The organism is Cupriavidus sp. 05L411 (assembly GCF_056398045.1).
Genome location: NZ_JBFTOQ010000002.1, coordinates 335,178 through 354,756 on the forward strand (window position 1 = coordinate 335,178; position 19,579 = coordinate 354,756).

13 protein-coding genes are annotated in these 19,579 nt (G+C 66.7%); 7 read left to right on the forward strand and 6 right to left on the reverse strand.

Features of this window, described 5'->3' with window-relative positions; translation table 11 throughout:
- Window positions 1–141 precede the first annotated feature (141 nt).
- On the forward strand, window positions 142–1,692 hold the full coding sequence (locus AC1DQR_RS03810; protein WP_477132551.1) for a cryptochrome/photolyase family protein: 1,551 nt from the start codon (window positions 142–144) through the stop codon (window positions 1,690–1,692).
- A gap of 386 nt (window positions 1,693–2,078) precedes the next feature.
- Here the strand turns inward: AC1DQR_RS03810 and AC1DQR_RS03815 are convergent, their stop codons facing one another.
- The 3 genes from AC1DQR_RS03815 to hemC are packed head-to-tail and all read right to left on the reverse strand — an operon-like array spanning window position 2,079 to window position 6,443.
- Entirely contained in the window at window positions 2,079–3,269 is a 1,191-nt protein-coding gene (locus AC1DQR_RS03815; RefSeq protein WP_174422644.1) for a heme biosynthesis protein HemY, read from the reverse strand.
- Window positions 3,270–3,272: 3 nt separating this feature from the next.
- On the reverse strand, window positions 3,273–5,432 hold the full coding sequence (gene hemDX / locus AC1DQR_RS03820) for a fused uroporphyrinogen-III synthase HemD/membrane protein HemX (protein ID WP_416049439.1): 2,160 nt from the start codon (window positions 5,430–5,432) through the stop codon (window positions 3,273–3,275).
- Between the two features lie 9 nt (window positions 5,433–5,441).
- Window positions 5,442–6,443: a hydroxymethylbilane synthase gene (hemC, locus tag AC1DQR_RS03825; RefSeq protein WP_416049440.1), complete on the reverse strand. Its 1,002-nt coding sequence runs from the start codon at window positions 6,441–6,443 to the stop codon at window positions 5,442–5,444.
- 79 nt (window positions 6,444–6,522) lie between these two features.
- On the opposite strand from hemC, the gene ppc reads away from it, so the two are divergent.
- Window positions 6,523–9,537, forward strand: a complete 3,015-nt coding sequence (gene ppc, locus AC1DQR_RS03830) for a phosphoenolpyruvate carboxylase (protein ID WP_416049441.1) — start codon at window positions 6,523–6,525, stop codon at window positions 9,535–9,537.
- Between the two features lie 173 nt (window positions 9,538–9,710).
- On the opposite strand, the gene AC1DQR_RS03835 is transcribed toward ppc, so the two are convergent.
- Complete coding sequence (locus AC1DQR_RS03835) at window positions 9,711–10,346, reverse strand: ferritin-like domain-containing protein (protein WP_043348737.1); 636 nt, start codon at window positions 10,344–10,346, stop codon at window positions 9,711–9,713.
- 195 nt (window positions 10,347–10,541) lie between these two features.
- Between AC1DQR_RS03835 and AC1DQR_RS03840 the strand changes: the two genes are divergently transcribed.
- The 5 genes from AC1DQR_RS03840 to AC1DQR_RS03860 all read left to right on the forward strand — a co-directional run bounded on the left by AC1DQR_RS03840 (window position 10,542) and on the right by AC1DQR_RS03860 (window position 15,938).
- Window positions 10,542–11,147 carry a sigma-70 family RNA polymerase sigma factor gene (locus AC1DQR_RS03840; protein ID WP_416049442.1) on the forward strand — a complete coding sequence of 202 codons (606 nt, stop codon included), beginning with the start codon at window positions 10,542–10,544 and terminating at the stop codon, window positions 11,145–11,147.
- Window positions 11,144–11,890, forward strand: a complete 747-nt coding sequence (locus AC1DQR_RS03845) for an anti-sigma factor (protein ID WP_477132552.1) — start codon at window positions 11,144–11,146, stop codon at window positions 11,888–11,890. Before AC1DQR_RS03840 ends, AC1DQR_RS03845 begins: the two co-directional genes overlap by 4 nt.
- A 136-nt stretch (window positions 11,891–12,026) precedes the next feature.
- Complete coding sequence (argH, locus tag AC1DQR_RS03850) at window positions 12,027–13,436, forward strand: argininosuccinate lyase (RefSeq protein ID WP_477132553.1); 1,410 nt, start codon at window positions 12,027–12,029, stop codon at window positions 13,434–13,436.
- A 214-nt stretch (window positions 13,437–13,650) separates the two neighbouring features.
- Window positions 13,651–14,193, forward strand: coding sequence for a TRAP transporter small permease subunit (locus tag AC1DQR_RS03855; RefSeq protein ID WP_416049444.1), 543 nt, complete (start codon window positions 13,651–13,653; stop codon window positions 14,191–14,193).
- Window positions 14,190–15,938 (forward strand): TRAP transporter large permease, encoded by a 1,749-nt coding sequence (locus AC1DQR_RS03860; RefSeq protein ID WP_416049445.1) that lies wholly within the window; start codon window positions 14,190–14,192, stop codon window positions 15,936–15,938. The genes AC1DQR_RS03855 and AC1DQR_RS03860 overlap by 4 nt, the downstream gene beginning before the upstream one ends.
- A gap of 119 nt (window positions 15,939–16,057) precedes the next feature.
- Here the strand turns inward: AC1DQR_RS03860 and AC1DQR_RS03865 are convergent, their stop codons facing one another.
- Complete coding sequence (locus AC1DQR_RS03865; protein ID WP_416049446.1) at window positions 16,058–17,038, reverse strand: quinone oxidoreductase family protein; 981 nt, start codon at window positions 17,036–17,038, stop codon at window positions 16,058–16,060.
- A gap of 143 nt (window positions 17,039–17,181) precedes the next feature.
- Entirely contained in the window at window positions 17,182–19,446 is a 2,265-nt protein-coding gene (locus AC1DQR_RS03870; protein ID WP_183036612.1) for an arginine/lysine/ornithine decarboxylase, read from the reverse strand.
- Window positions 19,447–19,579 lie beyond the last annotated feature (133 nt).

Genomic DNA, 19,579 nt, shown 5'->3' on the forward strand with positions numbered 1-19,579 from the left:
GGATTACTGAAATACGGGCCGGCTGTTCGGCGCTGCGGACAACGCTGGCCGGCATGCCGGGCCAGCCTGAGCGCGCAGCGCATGCCCGACGCTATGGTAGGGTAACAGGCTTCGCCAGCCCAACTTCCGGAGCGCCCGATCTTGCCCCCATCCCCCGCCGACGCCCGCCAACCCTATCGGATCGACCGGCTGTTCGAGCGCGGCCTGGTCTGGTTCCGGCGCGACCTGCGCGCCGACGATCACACGGCGCTGCATTATGCCCTCAAGCACTGCCGCCAGGTATGGTGCGTCTTCGTCTTCGACCGCGAGATACTGGATCCGCTGCTGGCGCGCGGCCTGGCGGCCGACCGCCGGGTGGCGTTCATCCTGGCCTCGCTGGCCCCGCTGGACGAAGCGCTGCGCGCGGCCGGCGGCGGCCTGATCGTGCTGCACGGCCACGCGCGCACAGCCATTCCCGAGCTGGCCGCCGAGCTCGGCGTCACCGCCGTGTTCGCCAACCACGACTATGAGCCCGCCTCGCTGGCCCGCGATGCCGAAGTCAGGCAAGCGCTGGCCAGCCAGTCCTGCGCCTGCTTCAGCTTCAAGGACCAGGTGATCTTTGAGCGGGATGAGATCCTGACCGGCCAGGGCAAGCCCTTCTCGGTTTTCACGCCTTACAAGAACGCCTGGCTCAAGGCCTTGCTTCCGTTCGACCTCAAGCCCTACCCGGTCGAGCCATATCTGAAGTCACTGGCCGCTCCGCCGAAGACTTACGTGCGGCCGCTGCCCACGCTGGAGGCACTGGGCTTCGCCCCCACCAACCTGGCCGAGATCGCCATGCCCACCGGCAGCGTCGGCGCCCATGCGCTGTTCGACGAGTTCTGCGAGCGCATGGGCGACTACGCGCGCCGGCGCGACTTCCCCGCCCTGCGCGGCCCGAGCTACCTGTCGGTGCACCTGCGCTTTGGCACGCTGTCGATCCGCACGCTCGCCCGCACCGCCCACGCCGCCACGTTGCGCGGCGGCGCCGAGAGCGACGGCGCCGCCACCTGGCTGTCGGAGCTGATCTGGCGCGATTTCTACTTCATGATCCTGCACCACCACCCCCGGGTCGCCGCGGGGCATGCCTTCCACCCCGCCTACGATGCCATCCGCTGGGTCAATGGCGACACCGGCGAGCGCTACTTCCAGGCCTGGTGCAACGCCAGGACCGGCTACCCGCTGGTGGACGCCGCCATGCTGCAGATCCGGCAAAGCGGCTACATGCACAACCGGCTGCGCATGGTGGTAGCGAGCTTCCTGGTGAAGGACCTCGGCGTGGACTGGCGGCGCGGCGAACAGTACTTCGCCGACCAGCTCAGCGACTTTGACTTCTCCGCCAACAACGGCGGCTGGCAGTGGGCCGCCTCCACCGGCTGCGATGCCCAGCCCTACTTCCGCATCTTCAACCCCACCACCCAGTCTGAGAAATTCGACCCGCAGGGACGATTTATCAGGAAATACCTGCCGCAACTCGCGCGCCTGCCGGACAAGTACATACATGCACCCTGGACAGCCTCGGAGGATGTGTTGCTCGCAGCCGGAGTCAAGCTAGGGGAAAACTACCCGCGGCCGATCGTGCAACACGACGTGGCCCGTAAGGAAACCCTGGCGCGGTATTCAGTAGCGAAGGAGAAGGCAGGAATCGACTCTGCACAGCCCCACGGCGACTGAGAGCCAAAGAGCCGTAAGCAACGAATCATTGCAGCCGGGTTTTTCCCGCCCGGAGGGCGGGAAAAACCCGCGCGCGATGCGAAGCGAGCCGTGGAGGTGTTCAGAGGCCGTATGGGGCGCCTCGGGATTCGGCGAAAAGAGCGGAAAAGAGGGACCCATGTCTGAGTATCGCCCTAAGGCGATGCGAGTTTGGGTCCCGGCCGCTCTTTTCGTCGAAGCCCGAGGGGTAGTCGCCCCATCCGGCGTGCCTTCTTTGCCTACTTTCTTGGCAAGACAAGAAAGTAGGTCGCCGCCCCACAGGGGTGGTGAAACTGCCTTTGACTTTGACGCTAAGCCCTTGGAACTTAAGCCGATTTTGCAGTTGACATCAACCCCAACCCAACCCCTCAAGCCGCCAAAATCGCACTCTCCCGATAATGCCGCTGCGCCTCCTCAGGCCGCTCGGTCTCCTCAAACATCTTAGCCAACGCCAGATGCGCCCGAACCCGCAACCTGCGCTGCAGGTCAGCATCCGCATATTTCAACGCCCGCTCAAAGCTGGACTGCGCCTTGCCCCATAGTTTCTCGCCCAGGCACAGCACGCCTAGCGTGAAGTAGAGATCCGCGTCCACAGGATGCTGCGTCAGCCATTTCTCCGCCTGCTGAATCTGCGGCAGCGCACGTCCTGGCTCCGCGCATTCGGCATAGCGCAAGACCAGCCGGCTATCCCAGTTGACCTTGAGCGCGTCCTCCACGATCTTGCGCGCTTCATCCTGACGGCCCAGCGCCGCGAAATAGCGCGCTGCGGGCTCGGCGATGCGGGCCGCGCGGCGCTCGTCGGTGGACAACGAACGCCAGAAATCCTGCAGGCCCTGCACGTCGTGGCGGCGCTCCTCCAGCAGGGCCTCGCAGGCCAGTTGCTTGAGGCGCAACGCCAGCACAGGATGCAGGGCGTTGCGCTTTTCCAGCGAGCGCGCCAGGCGCAGGACTTCGGTCCAGTTCTTCAGGTGCTGGTGGGCACGCAGCGCGATGCGCTGCACATGGATCTGGCGCGCGCCCTGGGCCTGCAGCTGCGCGATGGTTTCCAGCGCGCCTTCGGCATCGCGCGCGTCGACCAGCAACTCGGCCATCGACACCAGCCGGGCCTGCTCGCGCTCGGGGTCGGTCACCTGCGCCATCCAGGCGTCGCGCCGCTCGGTTTCCTGCATGCGGTGCGCCGCGCGGGCGCCGATCAGCGCTGCCGTCTGGGCCTGCTCAGGCCAGGCCTGGGCCTCGCGCGCGGTACGCTCGGCACGGGCAAAGCGGCCGGCGAACAGGTTCTCGATGGACTCGCGCAAGGCCGCCTGCGCGCGGTTCATGCGGCTGCGCTCGCGGTAGGCCGCGGCACGCGCCGGCATCTCGGACAGATGGCGCGCAGTGCTGAGGATGGTCCAGACCACGAAGAACGCCAGCAACAGCAGGGCCAGCGCCAGGTTCAGCGACAGCTCAACCCGGTAAGGCGGGTAGAACAGAACCAGGTTGCTCTGGTTGAATTGCGTGAACAGCGCGAGCCCGACCGCGCCGCCGAACAGGATAGCTACCCAGAAAAGAAGCCGCATGCGCTACTCCTTCTTGAGCGCTTGCAGCGCGCCGAGGCTTTCCGCCATGGTGGGCAACTGCACCGTCACGGCGCCGGCCTGGGCCTGCTTGAGCAGGGTCAGCACGGCCTGCACGCGGCGCGACTTGGTGTCGCAATAGCGTCCGATCATGGCTTGCGCGGCCGCCAGGTCATTGCGGAACACCGGCTCGTTGCGCGACAGCAGCGCCAGGCGCGCATTGAGCAGCCGCAGCTTGACGTTCTCGCGCAGGAACCAGCCCTGGTCGCCGGTCAGCAGCAGTGCCTGGGCATCATCCACGCGGCGGATGCGGATGACCTGCATCAGCTCGTCGCGCACATTGCCCCACAGGCGGCCAAACCAGTTGCCGATCGCGTTGCCGGCCGGCGCGGCCTCGTCCTTGGCGGCATTCTTGCCAGCCTTGGCGCCGGTGGGCTTGGCGGGCTTGTCGACAGCCTCCACCTTCCCGTCCGTCTTGCGCGCATCCGCTTCACTGCGCTCGAGCATGCGCTCGCTCGACAGCAAGGGCAGCGTATCGATCTGGTTGATGGCTTCATCGAGCTTGATGGCGGCACCGGTCAGGTCCGTATCCGGCACGGCCTTCATGCGCGCCACGTCGCGGGCGATGGCACGGCGCAGCAGGTTGTACTGCGGCTTGTCGGTCCGTGCAAGGCGCGTGTCGGCGCTTTGCAGCGCGGCCAGTGCTACCTGCACATTGCCCGTCAGCTGGAGTTGCTGGCCGGCGTTGGTGAGCAGTTGCTGGATCTCGGCAATCTCCCAGTCGTCGCGGTTGCGCATCAGGTCCTGGTAGACCTGCTCCAGCGCGGATTGCTTGTCGCGGGCCTCGCCCACCTGGCCGTCCAGCGCGCCAACCTTGGCCTGCAGTTCCTTGACGGTGTCCTGCGCGTTGCGCGAGAGCACCCGGGTTTCCTGCACCAGCGCATCGTTGCTCTGCTGGCGCCGCGCCAGTTCCTGGGTCAGGTGGTCCACGCGCTGCTGCAGCCACCAGAAACCGCCGCCGATGGCCAGGATCAGCAGGAACAGCAGCAACCACCATGGATTGACGCGGGGTGCGCCGCGCGCGGGCAGCGAGGCGCCAGCCGCGGGAGGCGGGCTGGAAGCGGGAGGAGCGGTATTGTCTTGCGTCACGCGATCGACCTTCGTTGACGTTGCGGGCGGTGGGTTGACTGGTGGTGGTGCCGGGAGTGGCGGCACCGTGGCGAGCGGGACGGGCGCGGCGGCAGCCGGCGGCGCCGCGACAGGCATCGGCGCCGGCGGGCCGGCATGCGCCTGCGCCCACTGGCGGCAAGCCGCCAGCAGGCCTTCGTCTCCGGGTGCGGCGCGCAGCAAGTGCGAGAACCCGAGGGCCAAGGCCTGTTCGGCGATTCTCGCATGGGGCGCGATGCACTGCACCTGGCGCAGGCAGGCAAGCTCTTGCGGGCTCAGGGCCTGGCGCGCCATCTCATCGAGATTGCGCACGGCTTCGGAACTGGTCAGCAGCCAGGCCTGCGGTGCCGCGCCCGGCTTGAGCGCGTCGCGCACGGCTTGCCATTGCATGCTGCCGGGCGTGGGGACCGAGCGCTGGTAGGCCTCGACCGCCTGCACCTCGGCGCCGGCGGCGCGCAGGCGCTCGGCCAGCCAGTCGCGTCCGCCATTGCCACGGATGATCAAGACCTTACGTCCGGCAAGCGCCCCGGCACCAAGCTGGGCTTCAAGCTGTTGCCACAGGGCCTCGGAATCGAAGCGCGCCGCGGCGCCGTCGCCACCGTTGGCGGCGTCGCCGTTGTCTGCCTCATGGCCGGTCGTGCAACCCGCCGGGGCGATCACGCGGTAGTTGGGCGCGGCAATCCCGCGCTCGGCCAGCGCAGCCACGCTGGCGGGGCCAACCACGGCTACCGCTACGGATGCCGGCCACTGCGGCGCGGGCTTGTCCTGCACCTGGGCCAGCGCATCGAGTGCGAAGGCCACGGCATTGGGACTGACGAAGACCACCAGCGTGAAGTCCGCCAGTTGCGCCAGCGCCGCGCGCAAGGGGGCATCGTCGGCCACGGGGCCGATCGCCAGCAGGGGAAAGCCAAGCACGTCCAGGCCGGCGGCCGACAAGGCCTCGGTAAGTTGCCGGGACTGCCCGGCGGGTCGTGTTACAACGACGGTCGGGCGGGGCATGGGCCGGTCTCAGGCAGGGGCTTGGGGGGACGCCGGTTCCGCCAGCGCCGCGAGAATGTCAGCCGCGCCCTGCCCCAACAGGTCCTGGGCAACGGCCTTGCCAAGCGCTTCGGCCTGGCTGGATGCATCGGCGCCTTCCACCACGGCCGCGGACTGGGCCCGCACGCAGCGGCTGCCATCGGGCAGCGCCACGAAGGCGTCGATGTGCAGTTGCGTGCCCTCCCAACGCGCATGCGCGGCAAGTGGCACCTGGCACGAACCGCCCAGCATGCGCGACACGGCACGCTCGGCGGTCACGGCCAGCGCGCTGGGCGCATGGTTCAGCGGCGCCAGCCACGCGGCCAGCTCGGGGCGGCCGGACGGGATCTCGATACCCAGCGCGCCCTGCCCGGCTGCCGGCAGCGAGCTGACGGGATCCAGCACGGCACGGATACGGTCGGCCAGGCCGAGGCGCTTGAGGCCGGCGGCGGCCAGGATGATGGCGCCGTAGTCGCCGCGGTCGAGCTTGGCCAGGCGGGTATCCAGGTTGCCGCGCAGCGGCTGGATCACCAGCTGGGGGTAGCGGGTGCGCAACGCGGCTTCGCGGCGCAGGCTGGAGGTGCCTACCACGGTGCCAGCGGGCATGTCGTCCAGCGAGGCGAAGCGGCTTGAGACCAGCGCATCGCGCGGGTCCTCGCGCTCCATGATCGCGGTCAGGGCAAACCCTTCAGGCAACTCCATCGGCACATCCTTGAGGGAGTGCACGGCGAGGTCGGCGCGGCCTTCGGCCATCGCGATCTCGAGTTCCTTGACGAACAGGCCCTTGCCGCCAACCTTGGACAAAGTACGGTCTAGAATCTGATCTCCGCGCGTCGTCATTCCGAGAATGGACACATCGCACGCGGGATAGTATTGTTGCAATGCAGCACGCACATGCTCGGCCTGCCACATAGCCAGACGGCTTTCACGGGAGGCGATGACTAGCTTGCGCGGCGCAGCGCTGGAGGAAGACGGGGAGACGGATGCTTGCATCCGCGAATGTTAGCACGCACCCCAAGCCGCTCCGGGCCAACAGACAACACACAATAGATAAGAAACGACAGGAGATTGCATGACGCAGCAAGCTGCGCGCCCCGCAGGCCGGCGCAAGCCAACCGCCAGCCGGGCAGACGCCCCCGACACCGCATTGGCTTCCGCCTCGATTCCCGCGACCGCCCCATCTGCCCCATCCGCCAAGACCACCCGCACCAGGCGCGCCAGCGCCGCGAAGCCTGAAGCCGCGCCCGCCGCGACCCCGGCCCGCCGCGCCAGCGACAAGGACGTGCCCCTGCGCGAAGACATCCGCTTCCTGGGCCGGCTGCTGGGCGATTGCGTGCGCGAGCAGGAAGGCGAATCGGCCTTCGAGCTGGTCGAGACCATCCGCCAGACCGCCGTGCGCTTTCGCCGCGAGAACGACCGCGCTGCCGGCGCGGAGCTGGATCGTCTGCTCAAGCGCCTGTCGCGCGACCAGACCAACTCGGTGGTGCGCGCCTTCAGCTATTTCTCGCACCTGGCCAATATCGCCGAGGACCAGCACCACAACCGCCGCCGGCGCGTGCATGCGCTGGCCGGATCGCCGCCGCAGCCGGGCAGCCTGGCACATGCGCTGCAGGCCATCGACGCGGCCGGTGTGACCGGCAAGACACTGCGCAAGTTCTTCGACGAAGCGCTGATCGTGCCGGTACTGACCGCGCACCCGACCGAAGTCCAGCGCAAGAGCATTCTCGACGCCGAGCGCGAGATCGCCCGCCTGCTGGCCGAGCGCGACCTGCCCATGACTGCGCGTGAGCGCGATCACAACACCGCACTGTTGCGCGCGCGCGTCACCACGCTGTGGCAGACCCGCATGCTGCGCAATACGCGGCTGATGGTCGTGGACGAAATCGAGAATGCGCTGTCCTACTACCGCACCTGCTTCCTGCGCGGCATCCCGCAACTGATGAGCGAGCTGGAAGAAGACATCGCCGCGGTGTTTCCCGCCGCGCGCAAGAGCAAGGCTGCGCCGGCCGCCTCTACCCAGCTCGCGCCCTTCTTCCAGATGGGCTCCTGGATCGGCGGCGACCGCGACGGCAACCCCAACGTCACCGCCGACACGCTGCAACATGCCGCGAGCCAGCAATCGTCGCTGATCCTGGAGTGGTACCTGGACGAAGTCCACGCGCTGGGCGCCGAACTGTCGATGTCGAGCCTGATGGTGGAGGCCAGCCCGGAACTGCTGGCGCTGGCGGATGCCTCGCCCGACCACTCCGAGCATCGCGCCGACGAGCCGTACCGCCGCGCACTGATCGGCATCTATGCGCGCCTGGCGGCAACCTGCCAGGCCGTCACCGGGCAGGCCGCGCCACGCCATCCGGTGGCCGACTCCGCGCCTTATGCCGACGCGCAATCCTTTGCCGCCGACGTGCAGGTCGTGATCGACTCGCTGCGCGCCCACCACGGCGAGGCGCTGGCGCGCACCCGCATCGACGCGCTGGCCAAGGCCATCGCCGTATTCGGCTTCCACCTGGCCTCGATCGACATGCGCCAGGTGTCCGACGTGCACGAGGCGGTGATCGCGGAGCTGTTCGCCGCAGCCGGCGTGGAGGCCAACTATGCCGGCCTGACGGAAGCCCGCAAGCTGGAACTGCTGCTGGCCGAGCTGCGCCAGCCGCGCCTGCTGACGCTGCCCTGGCATGCCTATTCCGAGCAGACCCGCAGCGAGCTGGCCATCCTGAACATGGCGCGCGAACTGCGCGCCCGCTACGGCGCACGCGTGGCCCGCAACTACATCATCTCGCACACCGAGACGCTGTCCGACCTGGTCGAAGTACTGCTGCTGCAGAAGGAAACCGGCATGCTGCACGGCGCGCTGGGCAGCAAGACCAACCCGGCGCGCCCGGAACTGATGGTGATCCCGCTGTTCGAGACCATCGAGGACTTGCGCAACGCCGCCGGCATCATGCAATCGCTGCTGGAGCTGCCGGGCTTTGCCTCGGTGATCGCCCACCATGGCGGCGAGCAGGAAGTGATGCTGGGCTACTCCGACTCCAACAAGGACGGCGGCTTCCTCACCTCCAACTGGGAGCTGTACAAGGCCGAGCTGGCACTGGTGCAGGTGTTCGAGGCGCGCCGCGTGAAGCTGCGGTTGTTCCACGGCCGCGGCGGCACCGTTGGCCGCGGCGGCGGCCCGACCTACCAGGCCATCCTGTCGCAGCCGCCGGGCACGGTCAACGGGCAGATCCGCCTGACCGAGCAGGGCGAAATCATCAACAGCAAGTTCGCCAACGCCGAGATCGGCCGGCGCAACCTGGAAACGGTGATCGCCGCCACGCTGGAAGCCTCGCTGCTGCCGACGCAGAACGCGCCGAAGGACCTGGCGACGTTCGAGGCCGTGATGCAACAACTCTCGGATCGCGCGTTCACGTCGTATCGCCACCTGGTGTACGACACGCCCGGCTTCAAGGACTATTTCTTCGCCACCACGCCGATCACCGAGATCGCCGACCTCAACCTGGGTTCGCGCCCGGCCTCGCGCAAGCTGATGGACAAGAAGCAGCGCCGCATCGAAGACCTGCGCGCGATTCCCTGGGGCTTTTCGTGGGGGCAGTGCCGGCTGCTGCTGCCGGGCTGGTACGGCTTTGGCAGCGCGGTCAAGGCACTGCTGGACGAGGCGCCGGACGAGCGTGCGCACAAGGCAGCCGTGGCCACGCTGCGCCGCATGGTCAAGACCTGGCCGTTCTTCACCACGCTGCTGTCCAATATGGACATGGTGCTGGCCAAGACCGACCTGGCCGTGGCTTCGCGCTACGCCCAGCTGTGCGAAGACGCCGCGCTGCGCAAGACGGTGTTCGCGCGCATCAGCGCCGAGTGGCACCTGACCTGCGAGATGCTGGCGCTGATCACCGGCCGTCATGAGCGCCTGGCGGACAACCCGCTGCTGGCCCGTTCGATCAAGAACCGCTTCGCCTACCTGGACCCGCTCAACCACTTGCAGGTGGAATTGCTCAAGCGCTACCGCTCGGGCAAGGACGGTGACGACATCCGCGTGCGGCGCGGCATTCACCTGACCATCAACGGGGTGGCGGCGGGCCTGCGCAACAGCGGCTAAGGCGAGGCTGCACGCACTGCGCAAAAAAGCCGCCATGGTGGCTGGYACCATGGCGGGGAACCCGTCCGGCCAGTAGGCCGGACGGCGCAGAGTGTGGCTCGTCTACCGTGGGTATCGGCTCTCCGGGCAGAAGCGGCAGACCGGGCTGGCCATCCGATATTGGCGGCCAGGCTTCAGCCGACGAACGCGCCCGGTACCGGGTCTTCGCCGAGCACCGAGAGCAGGATGGCCCAGTGCATCGCTTCGTCACCCAGGATGCTGCCGGCGGCCTTGGTCAGCTCGCGATTGTGGAAGTTCGGCAATACGCCCAGGTAGGCCGCGGTGGCACCCTTCTCCAGGCCGGCGGCAAAGCGCAACACATCGGCCTGGGTCTTCAGTTGGTCGGTCGGGAAACCGTATTCACCCGGCTTTTTGGTCATCACGGGGCTGCCGCCCATCTTGGACACCGTGCCCGCCAGCACCTGTGCGTGTGCCTTGTGGTGCGTCTGGAACTTGACCGCGGTTTCCAGCACGGGTTTTTGCAGCAAACCGCTCTCCGCGCCAACCTGATAGGCCGCGATGGCCTGGTATTCCAGCCCGAGGGCAACATTGAGAATGGCGATATCGTCCTTAGTGCTGCCGGACTGAACCTGCGCCCAGGCTGGCATCGACTCGCCCAGGCTCATCACCGCGAGTGATCCCAGCGCGAATAGGCCGGGGACTTTCAGCAAGCCGCGCCGGCGCGCATCCGGCGCAACAAGGATGCGGCTGTCCGTGTCCTCGCCGGCCTGGCGTTCGTGCTGCGCGGTGCTCGACTGCATGCGTTCCATGGTGTTCTCCTGTATAGGGGTGGATGGCGCCTTCATGGGGTCGCATGCGCTCGGATGCGGCTTGCATCGCGGCTGCAACGGCGGCGCCTGTCTCTTCTACGCGCGCAATTGGCCATCGGATGCAGCGATCCTTCGCATGCCGCACGCAAGCCGTGCCTATAATCCGGGAACGTCACTTGCTGATATCCGCCCCCGGTGCCCTCCTCCCCCGCCGACTCCTCTTTTGCCCCCAGGCCGGCCGACGCCGACCTGCTTGCCGCGTTGCTGCAAGGCGCGGCCATGGGAGACCGGCACGCCTTGCGGCAGCTCTACGACCAGACCGCAACGAAACTGTTTGGCCTCGCGCTGCGTATAACCAACAGACACGACTGGGCGGAGGATGTGGTGCAAGAGAGTTTCGTCAGCATCTGGCATCACGCCGGCGACTACCGGCCGCACCTGGCTGCCCCGATGACCTGGATGACAGCCATCGTGCGCAACCGGGCACTGGATTGCCTGCGCCGCCAGGCAGCCGCCCGCACCAGCCAGACCGTGGAACTGGACGACAGCCTTGGCGAGTGGCTGGCCGACGAAGCGGCCGGCCCGGCGGAACTTGCACTCGCCAGCCAGCAAGCGCGGGCGTTGAACCAGTGCCTGCAGCGGCTGGAACAGCCACAGCGGCAGGCTATCTCGCTGGCCTACCTGAAGGACATGAGCCATAGCGAGCTGTCCGAACAATTGCAGGTGCCGCTTGGCACCATCAAGTCATGGATACGACGCGGCCTGGAGCGCCTGCGCACGTGCCTGGAAAGCCTGTCATGAACCTCAGCCGCCATCCCGACCTGATCGACCGCCTTGCCGCGCAGTACGCGCTGGGCGTGTTGCGCGGGGGCGCGCGCCGCCGGCTGGAGACGCTCGCCCGCGAGGAACCCGCGATCCGCGCTGCCATCAGCCACTGGCAGTCCAGGCTGTCAGGCCTTGCCGAACTCCAGCCTGCCTCGGCGCCGGTAGAGAAGGTGTGGTGCGGGATCGAACAACGACTGGGCTGGCAAGCGATGAAGGCGTCCGACGCCGCCGGCCCAGCCGGTGCGGCACCCGCAGCCTGGTGGCAACGGCTGTGGGCCGCCCCGGGCTTCTGGCGCGGCGCCACCATGGCGACCGCCGCGCTGGCCGCCGTGGCAATCGGCCTCAACGTGCGGATGGCCCGCCAGTTGGACACTGCCCCGCTGGTCAATGCGGTGGCCGTGCTCAATGACGATCGGGCCCAGGCCGCCGTGCTTGTGACTTGGGATGCACGTTCGCAAGCGCTTACCTTGCGCCGCCTGGATCACCTGCCATTGAACGATGCGCAGGCCCTGCAGCTTTGGGCCCTCCCGGCCGGCGGCAAGCCGCAGTCGCTCGGCGTGATCGGGCACCAGCGCCAGTTGCGCCTGGCGGTCGACCAGGCGCTGGGCAAGGTGCCGGCGCTGGCCATCAGCGTGGAGCCGCGCGGCGGCTCGCCCGACCCCAACGGCCCCACCGGGCCGGTGGTGTTCAAGGGCCAGGTCATCGACAACACCTTATAGGGAGGTCCGGGAGGCCCTCCCGGAGCCGCTACCGTCTGCGTGGGGCCCGGCAGCGATATAATCGCGGTTTCCCCGAATTCTCTCGTTCGCCCCGCGGCCCGCCGCCGGCTTGCGAGCTAACCCAGCCTTACCGCCCATGACCTCCCAACTTGCCAAGAAAGGCGAAGCCTGGTCCGCCCGCTTCTCCGAACCGATGTCCGACCTGGTGAAGCGCTACACCGCTTCGGTGTTCTTCGACAAGCGTCTGGCTCTCTTCGACATCCAGGGTTCGCTGGCGCACGCCGCCATGCTGGCCAAGCAGGGAATCATCGCCGAGGCCGACCGCGCCGAGATCGAGCGCGGCATGACGCAGATCCGTGGCGAGATCGAGGCCGGCGGCTTCGAGTGGAAGCTCGACCTGGAAGACGTCCACCTGAATATCGAAGCACGCCTGACCGCGCTGGTCGGCGACGCCGGCAAGCGCCTGCACACCGGCCGCTCGCGTAACGACCAGGTCGCTACCGATATCCGCCTGTGGCTGCGCAGCGAGATCGACACCATCATCGGCCTGCTGGGCGCGCTGCGCGGCGCGCTGCTGGACCTGGCCGAGAAGAACGCCGACACCATCCTGCCGGGCTTCACCCACCTGCAGGTGGCCCAGCCGGTCACCTTCGGCCACCACCTGCTGGCCTACGTGGAAATGTTCACGCGCGACGCCGAGCGCATGGCCGACTGCCGCCGCCGCGTTAACCGCCTGCCGCTGGGCGCCGCCGCGCTGGCCGGCACCAGCTACCCGATCGACCGTGAGTTCGTGGCGCAGCAGCTGGGCTTCGACGGCGTGTGCCGCAACTCGCTGGACGCCGTCTCCGATCGCGACTTCGCCATCGAATTCTGCGCCGCCGCCGCGCTGGTGATGACCCACATCTCGCGCTTCTCCGAGGAACTGGTGATCTGGATGAGCCCGCGCGTGGGCTTTATCGATATCGCCGACCGCTTCTGTACCGGTAGCTCGATCATGCCGCAGAAGAAGAACCCGGACGTGCCCGAACTGGCGCGTGGCAAGACCGGCCGCGTGAACGGCCACCTGATCGGCCTCTTGACCCTGATGAAGGGCCAGCCCCTGGCGTACAACAAGGACAACCAGGAAGACAAAGAGCCGCTGTTCGACACGGTGGACACCGTGGCCGACACGCTGCGCATCTTCGCCGACATGGTGCCRGGCATCWCCGTSAAGCCGGACGCCATGCGCGCCGCCGCGCTGCARGGCTACGCCACCGCCACCGACCTGGCCGACTACCTGGTCAAGCACGGCCTGCCCTTCCGCGATGCCCACGAAGCCGTGGCCCACGCGGTGCGCGCCTGCGACGACCGCCGCTGCGACCTGGCCGACCTGACCGTGGCCGAGCTGCGCGAAGTCACCGGCCTGGGCGACAAGGCCGCGCTGATCGGCGATGACGTGCACGCGGTGCTGACGCTGGAAGGCTCGGTCGCGGCGCGTAACCACATCGGCGGCACCGCGCCGGCGCAGGTACGCGCGGCCATTGCCGCGGCGCGCGCCACGCTTTAAACGCAGACTGCGGATTCAATACAGCGCAGCGTGCCAACGTAAGTTTCACGTGAGTTTTGTTTTGAAAGAAAGCCGTCAGGACAGCCCCCTGGCGGCTTTTTTTATTGTCTCCCGGCTCTTTTGATTTTTGCGCGAAGCGGTAGGTATTAGCCCCAAGCGCCGAAGCATTTTGTTACAGATAAACTAATCGCCGCAAAAACAGGGGAGACAACCCATGTATTACTTGCTTGGTCTGTCACGACAGATCGACAGGTTGAATCAGCACACGGGCAGGCTTGCAAACATCATGATCCTGCTGTCGTGCCTGATCAGCGCAGGCAACGCCCTGCTGCGTTACGGCTTCAACCTCAGCGACAACTGGCCGCTCGAGCTGCAGTGGTATATGTTTGCCATCGCGGTGATGTTCGGCGCCTCCTACACCTTCCAGCGCAACGAACACGTGCGCGTGGACCTGATCTACGGCAACGTATCGGAGCGTGCGCAACACTGGATCGACATTTTCGGGATCATTTTCTTCCTGCTGCCTTCGTGCGTGCTGTTTGCCTGGCTATCGTGGGAATCGCTGTTCCTGCCCTCGTGGCACATCCTCGAGCAATCCGGTAACTCCGGCGGCCTGCCGCGTTACCCGATCAAGCTGGTGGTGCCCCTCGGCTTCGCCTTCCTTGCCTTGCAGGGCGTGTCCGAGCTGATCAAGCGCATCGCCGCCCTCAAGGGCCTCGTGCGCATCGAATCGAAATACGAGAGGCCGGTGCAATGATTCCATTGGAATATATGCCGCCGCTGATGTTCGGCGGCCTGGTGGTATTCATGCTGATCGGCTTCCCGGTCGCATTTTCGCTGTCGGCGGTGGGTCTTGCCTTCGGCATCCTGGCCATTCAGTTTGGCTACTTCCCGGTCAGTTTCCTGCAGGCGGTGCCCAGCCGCGTGTTCGGCAGCGTGCTGGCCAACGAGTTGCTGCTCGCCATCCCGTTCTTCACCTTCATGGGGGCGATACTGGAAAAGTGCGGGCTGGCCGAGGACATGCTGGACTCCATGGGCCAGTTGTTCGGCCCGGTGCGCGGCGGCCTGGGCTACTCGGTCATCATCGTGGGCTTCATCCTCGGCGCCATCACGGGCACCGTGGCGGCGCAGGTGATCGCCATGGCGATGATCTCGCTGCCGGTCATGATGCGCTACCGCTACAACATGAAGTACGCCACCGGCGTGCTGGCGGCGTCGGGCACCATCACGCAGCTGGTGCCGCCGTCGCTGGTGCTGGTAGTGCTGGCCGACCAGCTCAAGACGCCAATGGGCAGCGCCGACGTGGGCAGCATGTACCTGGGCGCCTGGGGCCCGTCTGTGATCCAGATCGCGCTGTTCGCGCTTTATACCTTCGTGCTGGCCCGCATCAAGCCCGATTGGCTGCCGCCGGTGCCGGTGGAAGAACGCACGCTGCGCGGCTGGGCGCTGTGGCGCAAATGCCTGCGCGGCATCATTCCGTGCGCGGTGCTGATCTTCCTGGTGCTGGGCACGATCATGCTGGGCATCGCCACGCCGACCGAATCCGGCGCCATGGGCGCGGTCGGCGCGCTGGTGCTGGCGGTGCTGCGCGACCCCGGCTTCGGCAAGCTCGACCGCAATATCTATCGTATCGGCCTTGCCGCCACGGGCGTGGCCATCATCGCCGGCACCGTCGCGTTCGGCTCGCATGCCTTCCGCATTCCGCTGGCGGTGGTCTACCTCGTGATCACGTGGCTGCTGCTGCGTGCCGGGCAACTGACCGCGCTGCGCGGGCTGATCATCGAGGCTTACCAGTCCACGGCGCGCATCACCGCCATGGTGGTGTTCATCCTGATCGGCTCCACCTGCTTCTCGGTGGTGTTCCAGGGCGTGGATGGCGGAGCCTGGGTGGAGCACATGTTCACCTCGCTGCCGGGCGGCTGGATCGGCTTCCTGCTGGTGGTCAACCTGTTCATCTTCTTCCTCGCCTTCTTCCTGGACTTCTTCGAGATCGCATTCATCGTGGTGCCGATGCTGGCGCCGGTTGCGGTCAAGGTGCTGGCCCCGGTGGTTGCCGATTCGATGGGCGGCAACCCGGAAGCGGCAGCCACCGCGGCGCTGGTGTGGTTCGGCGTGATGCTGTGCGTGAACATGCAGACCTCCTTCATGCACCCGCCCTTCGGCTTCGCGCTGTTCTACCTGCGCGGCATTGCGCCCAAGGAAGTGAAGAGTTCCGACATCTACTGGGGCGCGCTGCCCTGGGTCGGCCTGCAGCTGATCATGGTCGTGCTGGTGATGTTCTGGCCGGGCCTGGTGACGATGTTCCTGGACAAGGGGTCGTTGCACCATAGCAATGCGGCGGAGGTCACGATTCCGCTGGGGGGCGAGAGCCCGGGCGGTGCGGCCTCGGTGCCGGCGCCTGTGCCAGGCGGCCGTAGCGAGCCTGGCACGCTGGAGTTGCCGGCGGCGCCTGCCGACAGCGAGCCCGCCACGCCGCAGTTCGAGTTCGACAAGAAGAAGTAGCGAGAGAAAGCGCCGGCGGATTCGGTCGCCAGCATGGAAAAAGGCCTCGGGTTCCGTTCAAACCCGAGGCCTTTTTTGATTTCCGGGGTTGCCCCCGCATCTTGTCTGCTTAGTTCAGGTCATGGCAGCAGCAGGATAGCGCCCGTGGTCGCGCGCGCCTCGGCCACCCGATGCGCCTCGGCCACCTGCTCAAGCGGGAAGCGCGCGCCAATGGCGGCCCGGATCGCGCCCTGCCCGATCGCCTGGAACACATCCGCCGCGTTGGCACGGAACGTCTGCGGATCGGCATTGTGCGGGAACACCGATGGTCGCGTCAGGAACAGGCAGCCCTTCTTGCTGAGCAGCTCCGGCTCGAACGCCGGCACGGGCCCCGAGGCGGCGCCATAGAGCGCCACCAGCCCGAATGGTGCCGCGCAGTCCAGCGAGCCCATGAAGGTATGCTTGCCCACCGAGTCATAGACCACGCGCGCCTTGCGCCCATCGGTGGCGGCAATCACCTGCTCCACCCAGTCCGCCTGCGAATAGTTGATGGCGACATCGCACCCTGCCGCGCGGGCCACTTCGCACTTCTCGGCCGAGCCGGCGGTGCCGATCACGGTGGCGCCGAGCGCCTTGGCCCAGCTGCTGAGGATCTGCCCTACGCCGCCCGCGGCGGCATGCACCAGCACGATGTCGCCGGCTTGCACGGGATGTGTCTTGCGCACGAGGTATTGCGCGGTCATGGCCTTGAAGAAGATCGCCGCGGCGGTGAGGTCGTCGATGCTGTCGGGCAGCTTGACCAGCTTGTCGGCGGGCACGTTGCGCCGGCTGGCATAGGCACCGATGCCAGCGTGCATGTAGACCACGCGGTCGCCTTCGCGCAGGGCGGTCACGCCCTCGCCCACCGCTTCGACCACGCCGGCGGCTTCATGGCCCAGCCCGGTCGGCGACGGCAGCGGGTACTTGCCCGAGCGCTGGTAGACGTCGATATAGTTGAAGCCGATGGCGGTCTGGCGCAACCGCACCTGGCCGGCCGCCAGCGCGGGCAACTCGGCATTCACCAGGCGCATCACATCGGGGCCGCCGAACTCCGTCAATTCCACCACGCGTGCTGATGTCATTTCCACTCCGTCGAGGTTGCATAGATTTGTGAGCGCCACTCTATCGCAATCTCGCGCAACGCGTCGGCCGTGCGCAAGGCATGGGCGAGCGCAGAAAAAAGGCCTCGCACGCGCGAGGCCTTCTTTTTTGCCGCCAGCCTGCGTTACTTCACGCAGTCGACGAAATACGCCTTGCCACCACCCTCGACCTCTTCCTCGACCAGGCCGTGGATGTCGGTCTCGAAGCCGGGGAACAGCTTGTTGAACTCGCGTGCGAACTTCAGGTACTGCACGATGATGCGGTTGAAGCGCTCGCCCGGGATCAGCAGCGGAATGCCCGGGGGGTAAGGCGTGAGCAGGATGGCGGTGACGCGACCTTCCAGCTCGTCGACGGCCACGCGCTCGATCTCGCGGTGGGCCATCATGGCCCACGCGTCCGACGGCTTCATCGCCGGTTCCATGTCCGACAGGTACATCTCGGTGGTCACGCGGGCCACGTCATTGGCCTTGTAGACGCTATGGATCGCATCGCACAGGTCACGCAGGCCGAGCTTCTCGTACTGAGGATGCTTGCCGACGAATTCCGGCAGCACGCGCCACAGCGGCTGGTTCTGGTCGTAGTCGTCCTTGAACTGCTGCAGCTCGGTCACCAGCGAGTTCCAGCGGCCCTTGGTGATGCCGATGGTGAACATGATGAAGAACGAGTACAGCCCGGTCTTCTCGATGATGATGCCGTGCTCGGCCAGGTACTTGGTGACGATGGCCGCAGGGATGCCGCGGTCGCTGAACTCGCCGTCCACGTCCAGGCCCGGGGTGATGATGGTGGCCTTGATCGGGTCGAGCAGGTTGAAGCCGTCGGCCAGGTCGCCGAAGCCGTGCCAGCGTTCGTTGGCCTTGAGCATCCACTCTTCGCGGTCGCCGATGTCGTCCTCGACCAGCGCCTCGGGGCCCCACACCTTGAACCACCAGTCGCCGTTGTTGCCGGCATCGTAGTCGCCTTCGACCTTGCGCATGGCGCGGCGGAAGTCCATCGCTTCCTGGATGCTTTCTTCGACCAGCGCGGTGCCGCCCGGGGCTTCCATCATCGCCGCCGCCACGTCGCACGAGGCAATGATCGAGTACTGCGGGCTGGTGGACGTGTGCATCAGGTACGCCTCGTTGAACCGGTAGCGGTCCAGCTTGCGCGTATCCGAATCCTGCACGAGGATCTGCGAGGCCTGCGACAGGCCGGCCAGCAGCTTGTGCGTGGACTGCGTGGCGAACACCAGCGCGTCCTTGCTGCGCGGGCGGTCTTTGCCGATCGCGTGCATGTTGCGATAGAAGTCGTGGAATGCCGCGTGCGGCAGCCAGGCTTCGTCGAAATGCAGCGTGTCGATCTCGGTAGCCAGCATTTCCTTGATCTGTTCGGCGTTGTACAGCACGCCGTCGTAGGTGCCCTGGGTGATGGTCAGGATGCGCGGCTTCTGGTTCTTGGCCTGGCTGGCGAACGGGTGCGCGGCAATCTTGCGGCGAATGGTCTCGGGATCGAACTCGCTCTTCGGGATCGGGCCGATGATGCCGTAGTGATTGCGCGTGGGCATCAGGAACACGGGAATCGCGCCTGTCATCATGATCGCGTGCAGGATCGACTTGTGGCAGTTGCGGTCCACCACCACGATGTCGCCCGGCGCCACGTTGGCATGCCACACCATCTTGTTCGAGGTGGATGTGCCGTTGGTGACGAAGTACATGTGGTCGGAGTTGAAGATGCGCGCGGCATTGCGCTCCGAGGCCGCCACCGGGCCGGTGTGGTCGAGCAGCTGGCCGAGCTCGTCGACGGCGTTGCAGACGTCGGCGCGCAGCATGTTCTCGCCGAAGAACTGGTGGAACACCTGGCCGACCGGGCTCTTCAGGAACGCCACGCCACCCGAGTGGCCGGGGCAGTGCCACGAGTAAGAGCTGTCCTGCGCGTAGGCGATCAGCGCCTTGAAGAACGGCGGCGCCAGCGAATCCAGGTAGACCCGGGCTTCGCGGATGATGTGGCGCGCGACGAATTCCGGCGTGTCCTCGAACATGTGGATGAAGCCGTGCAGCTCGCGCAGGATATCGTTGGGGATATGCCGCGAGGTGCGGGTCTCGCCGTACAGGAAGATGGGCAGGTCGGTGTTGCGGCGGCGCACTTCGTTGACGAAGGCGCGCAGTTTCTCGATGGCCGCGGCTTCGGGCCGGTCGTCCTCGCTGACGAACTCGTCGTCGTCGATCGACACGATGAACGAAGAAGCACGGCTGGACTGCTGGGCGAAGGAGGTCAGGTCGCCATAGCTGGTCAGGCCCATCACCTCCATGCCTTCTTGCTCGATGGCCTGCGCCAGCGCGCGGATGCCCGAGCCGGAAATGTTCTCGGAGCGGAAGTCTTCATCGATGATGATGACGGGGAAGCGGAATTTCATTTGGCATCCTTGGACGGCAAGAAGGACTTGAGCCACATGGCCCGGGGATTCGTCCCCCTGGGTCGGCATGTGGCTCGACGTTCAGGCTTGGCGCGCGGCCCCGGGGTTTCCCGTAACACCGCAACGCGCGCAT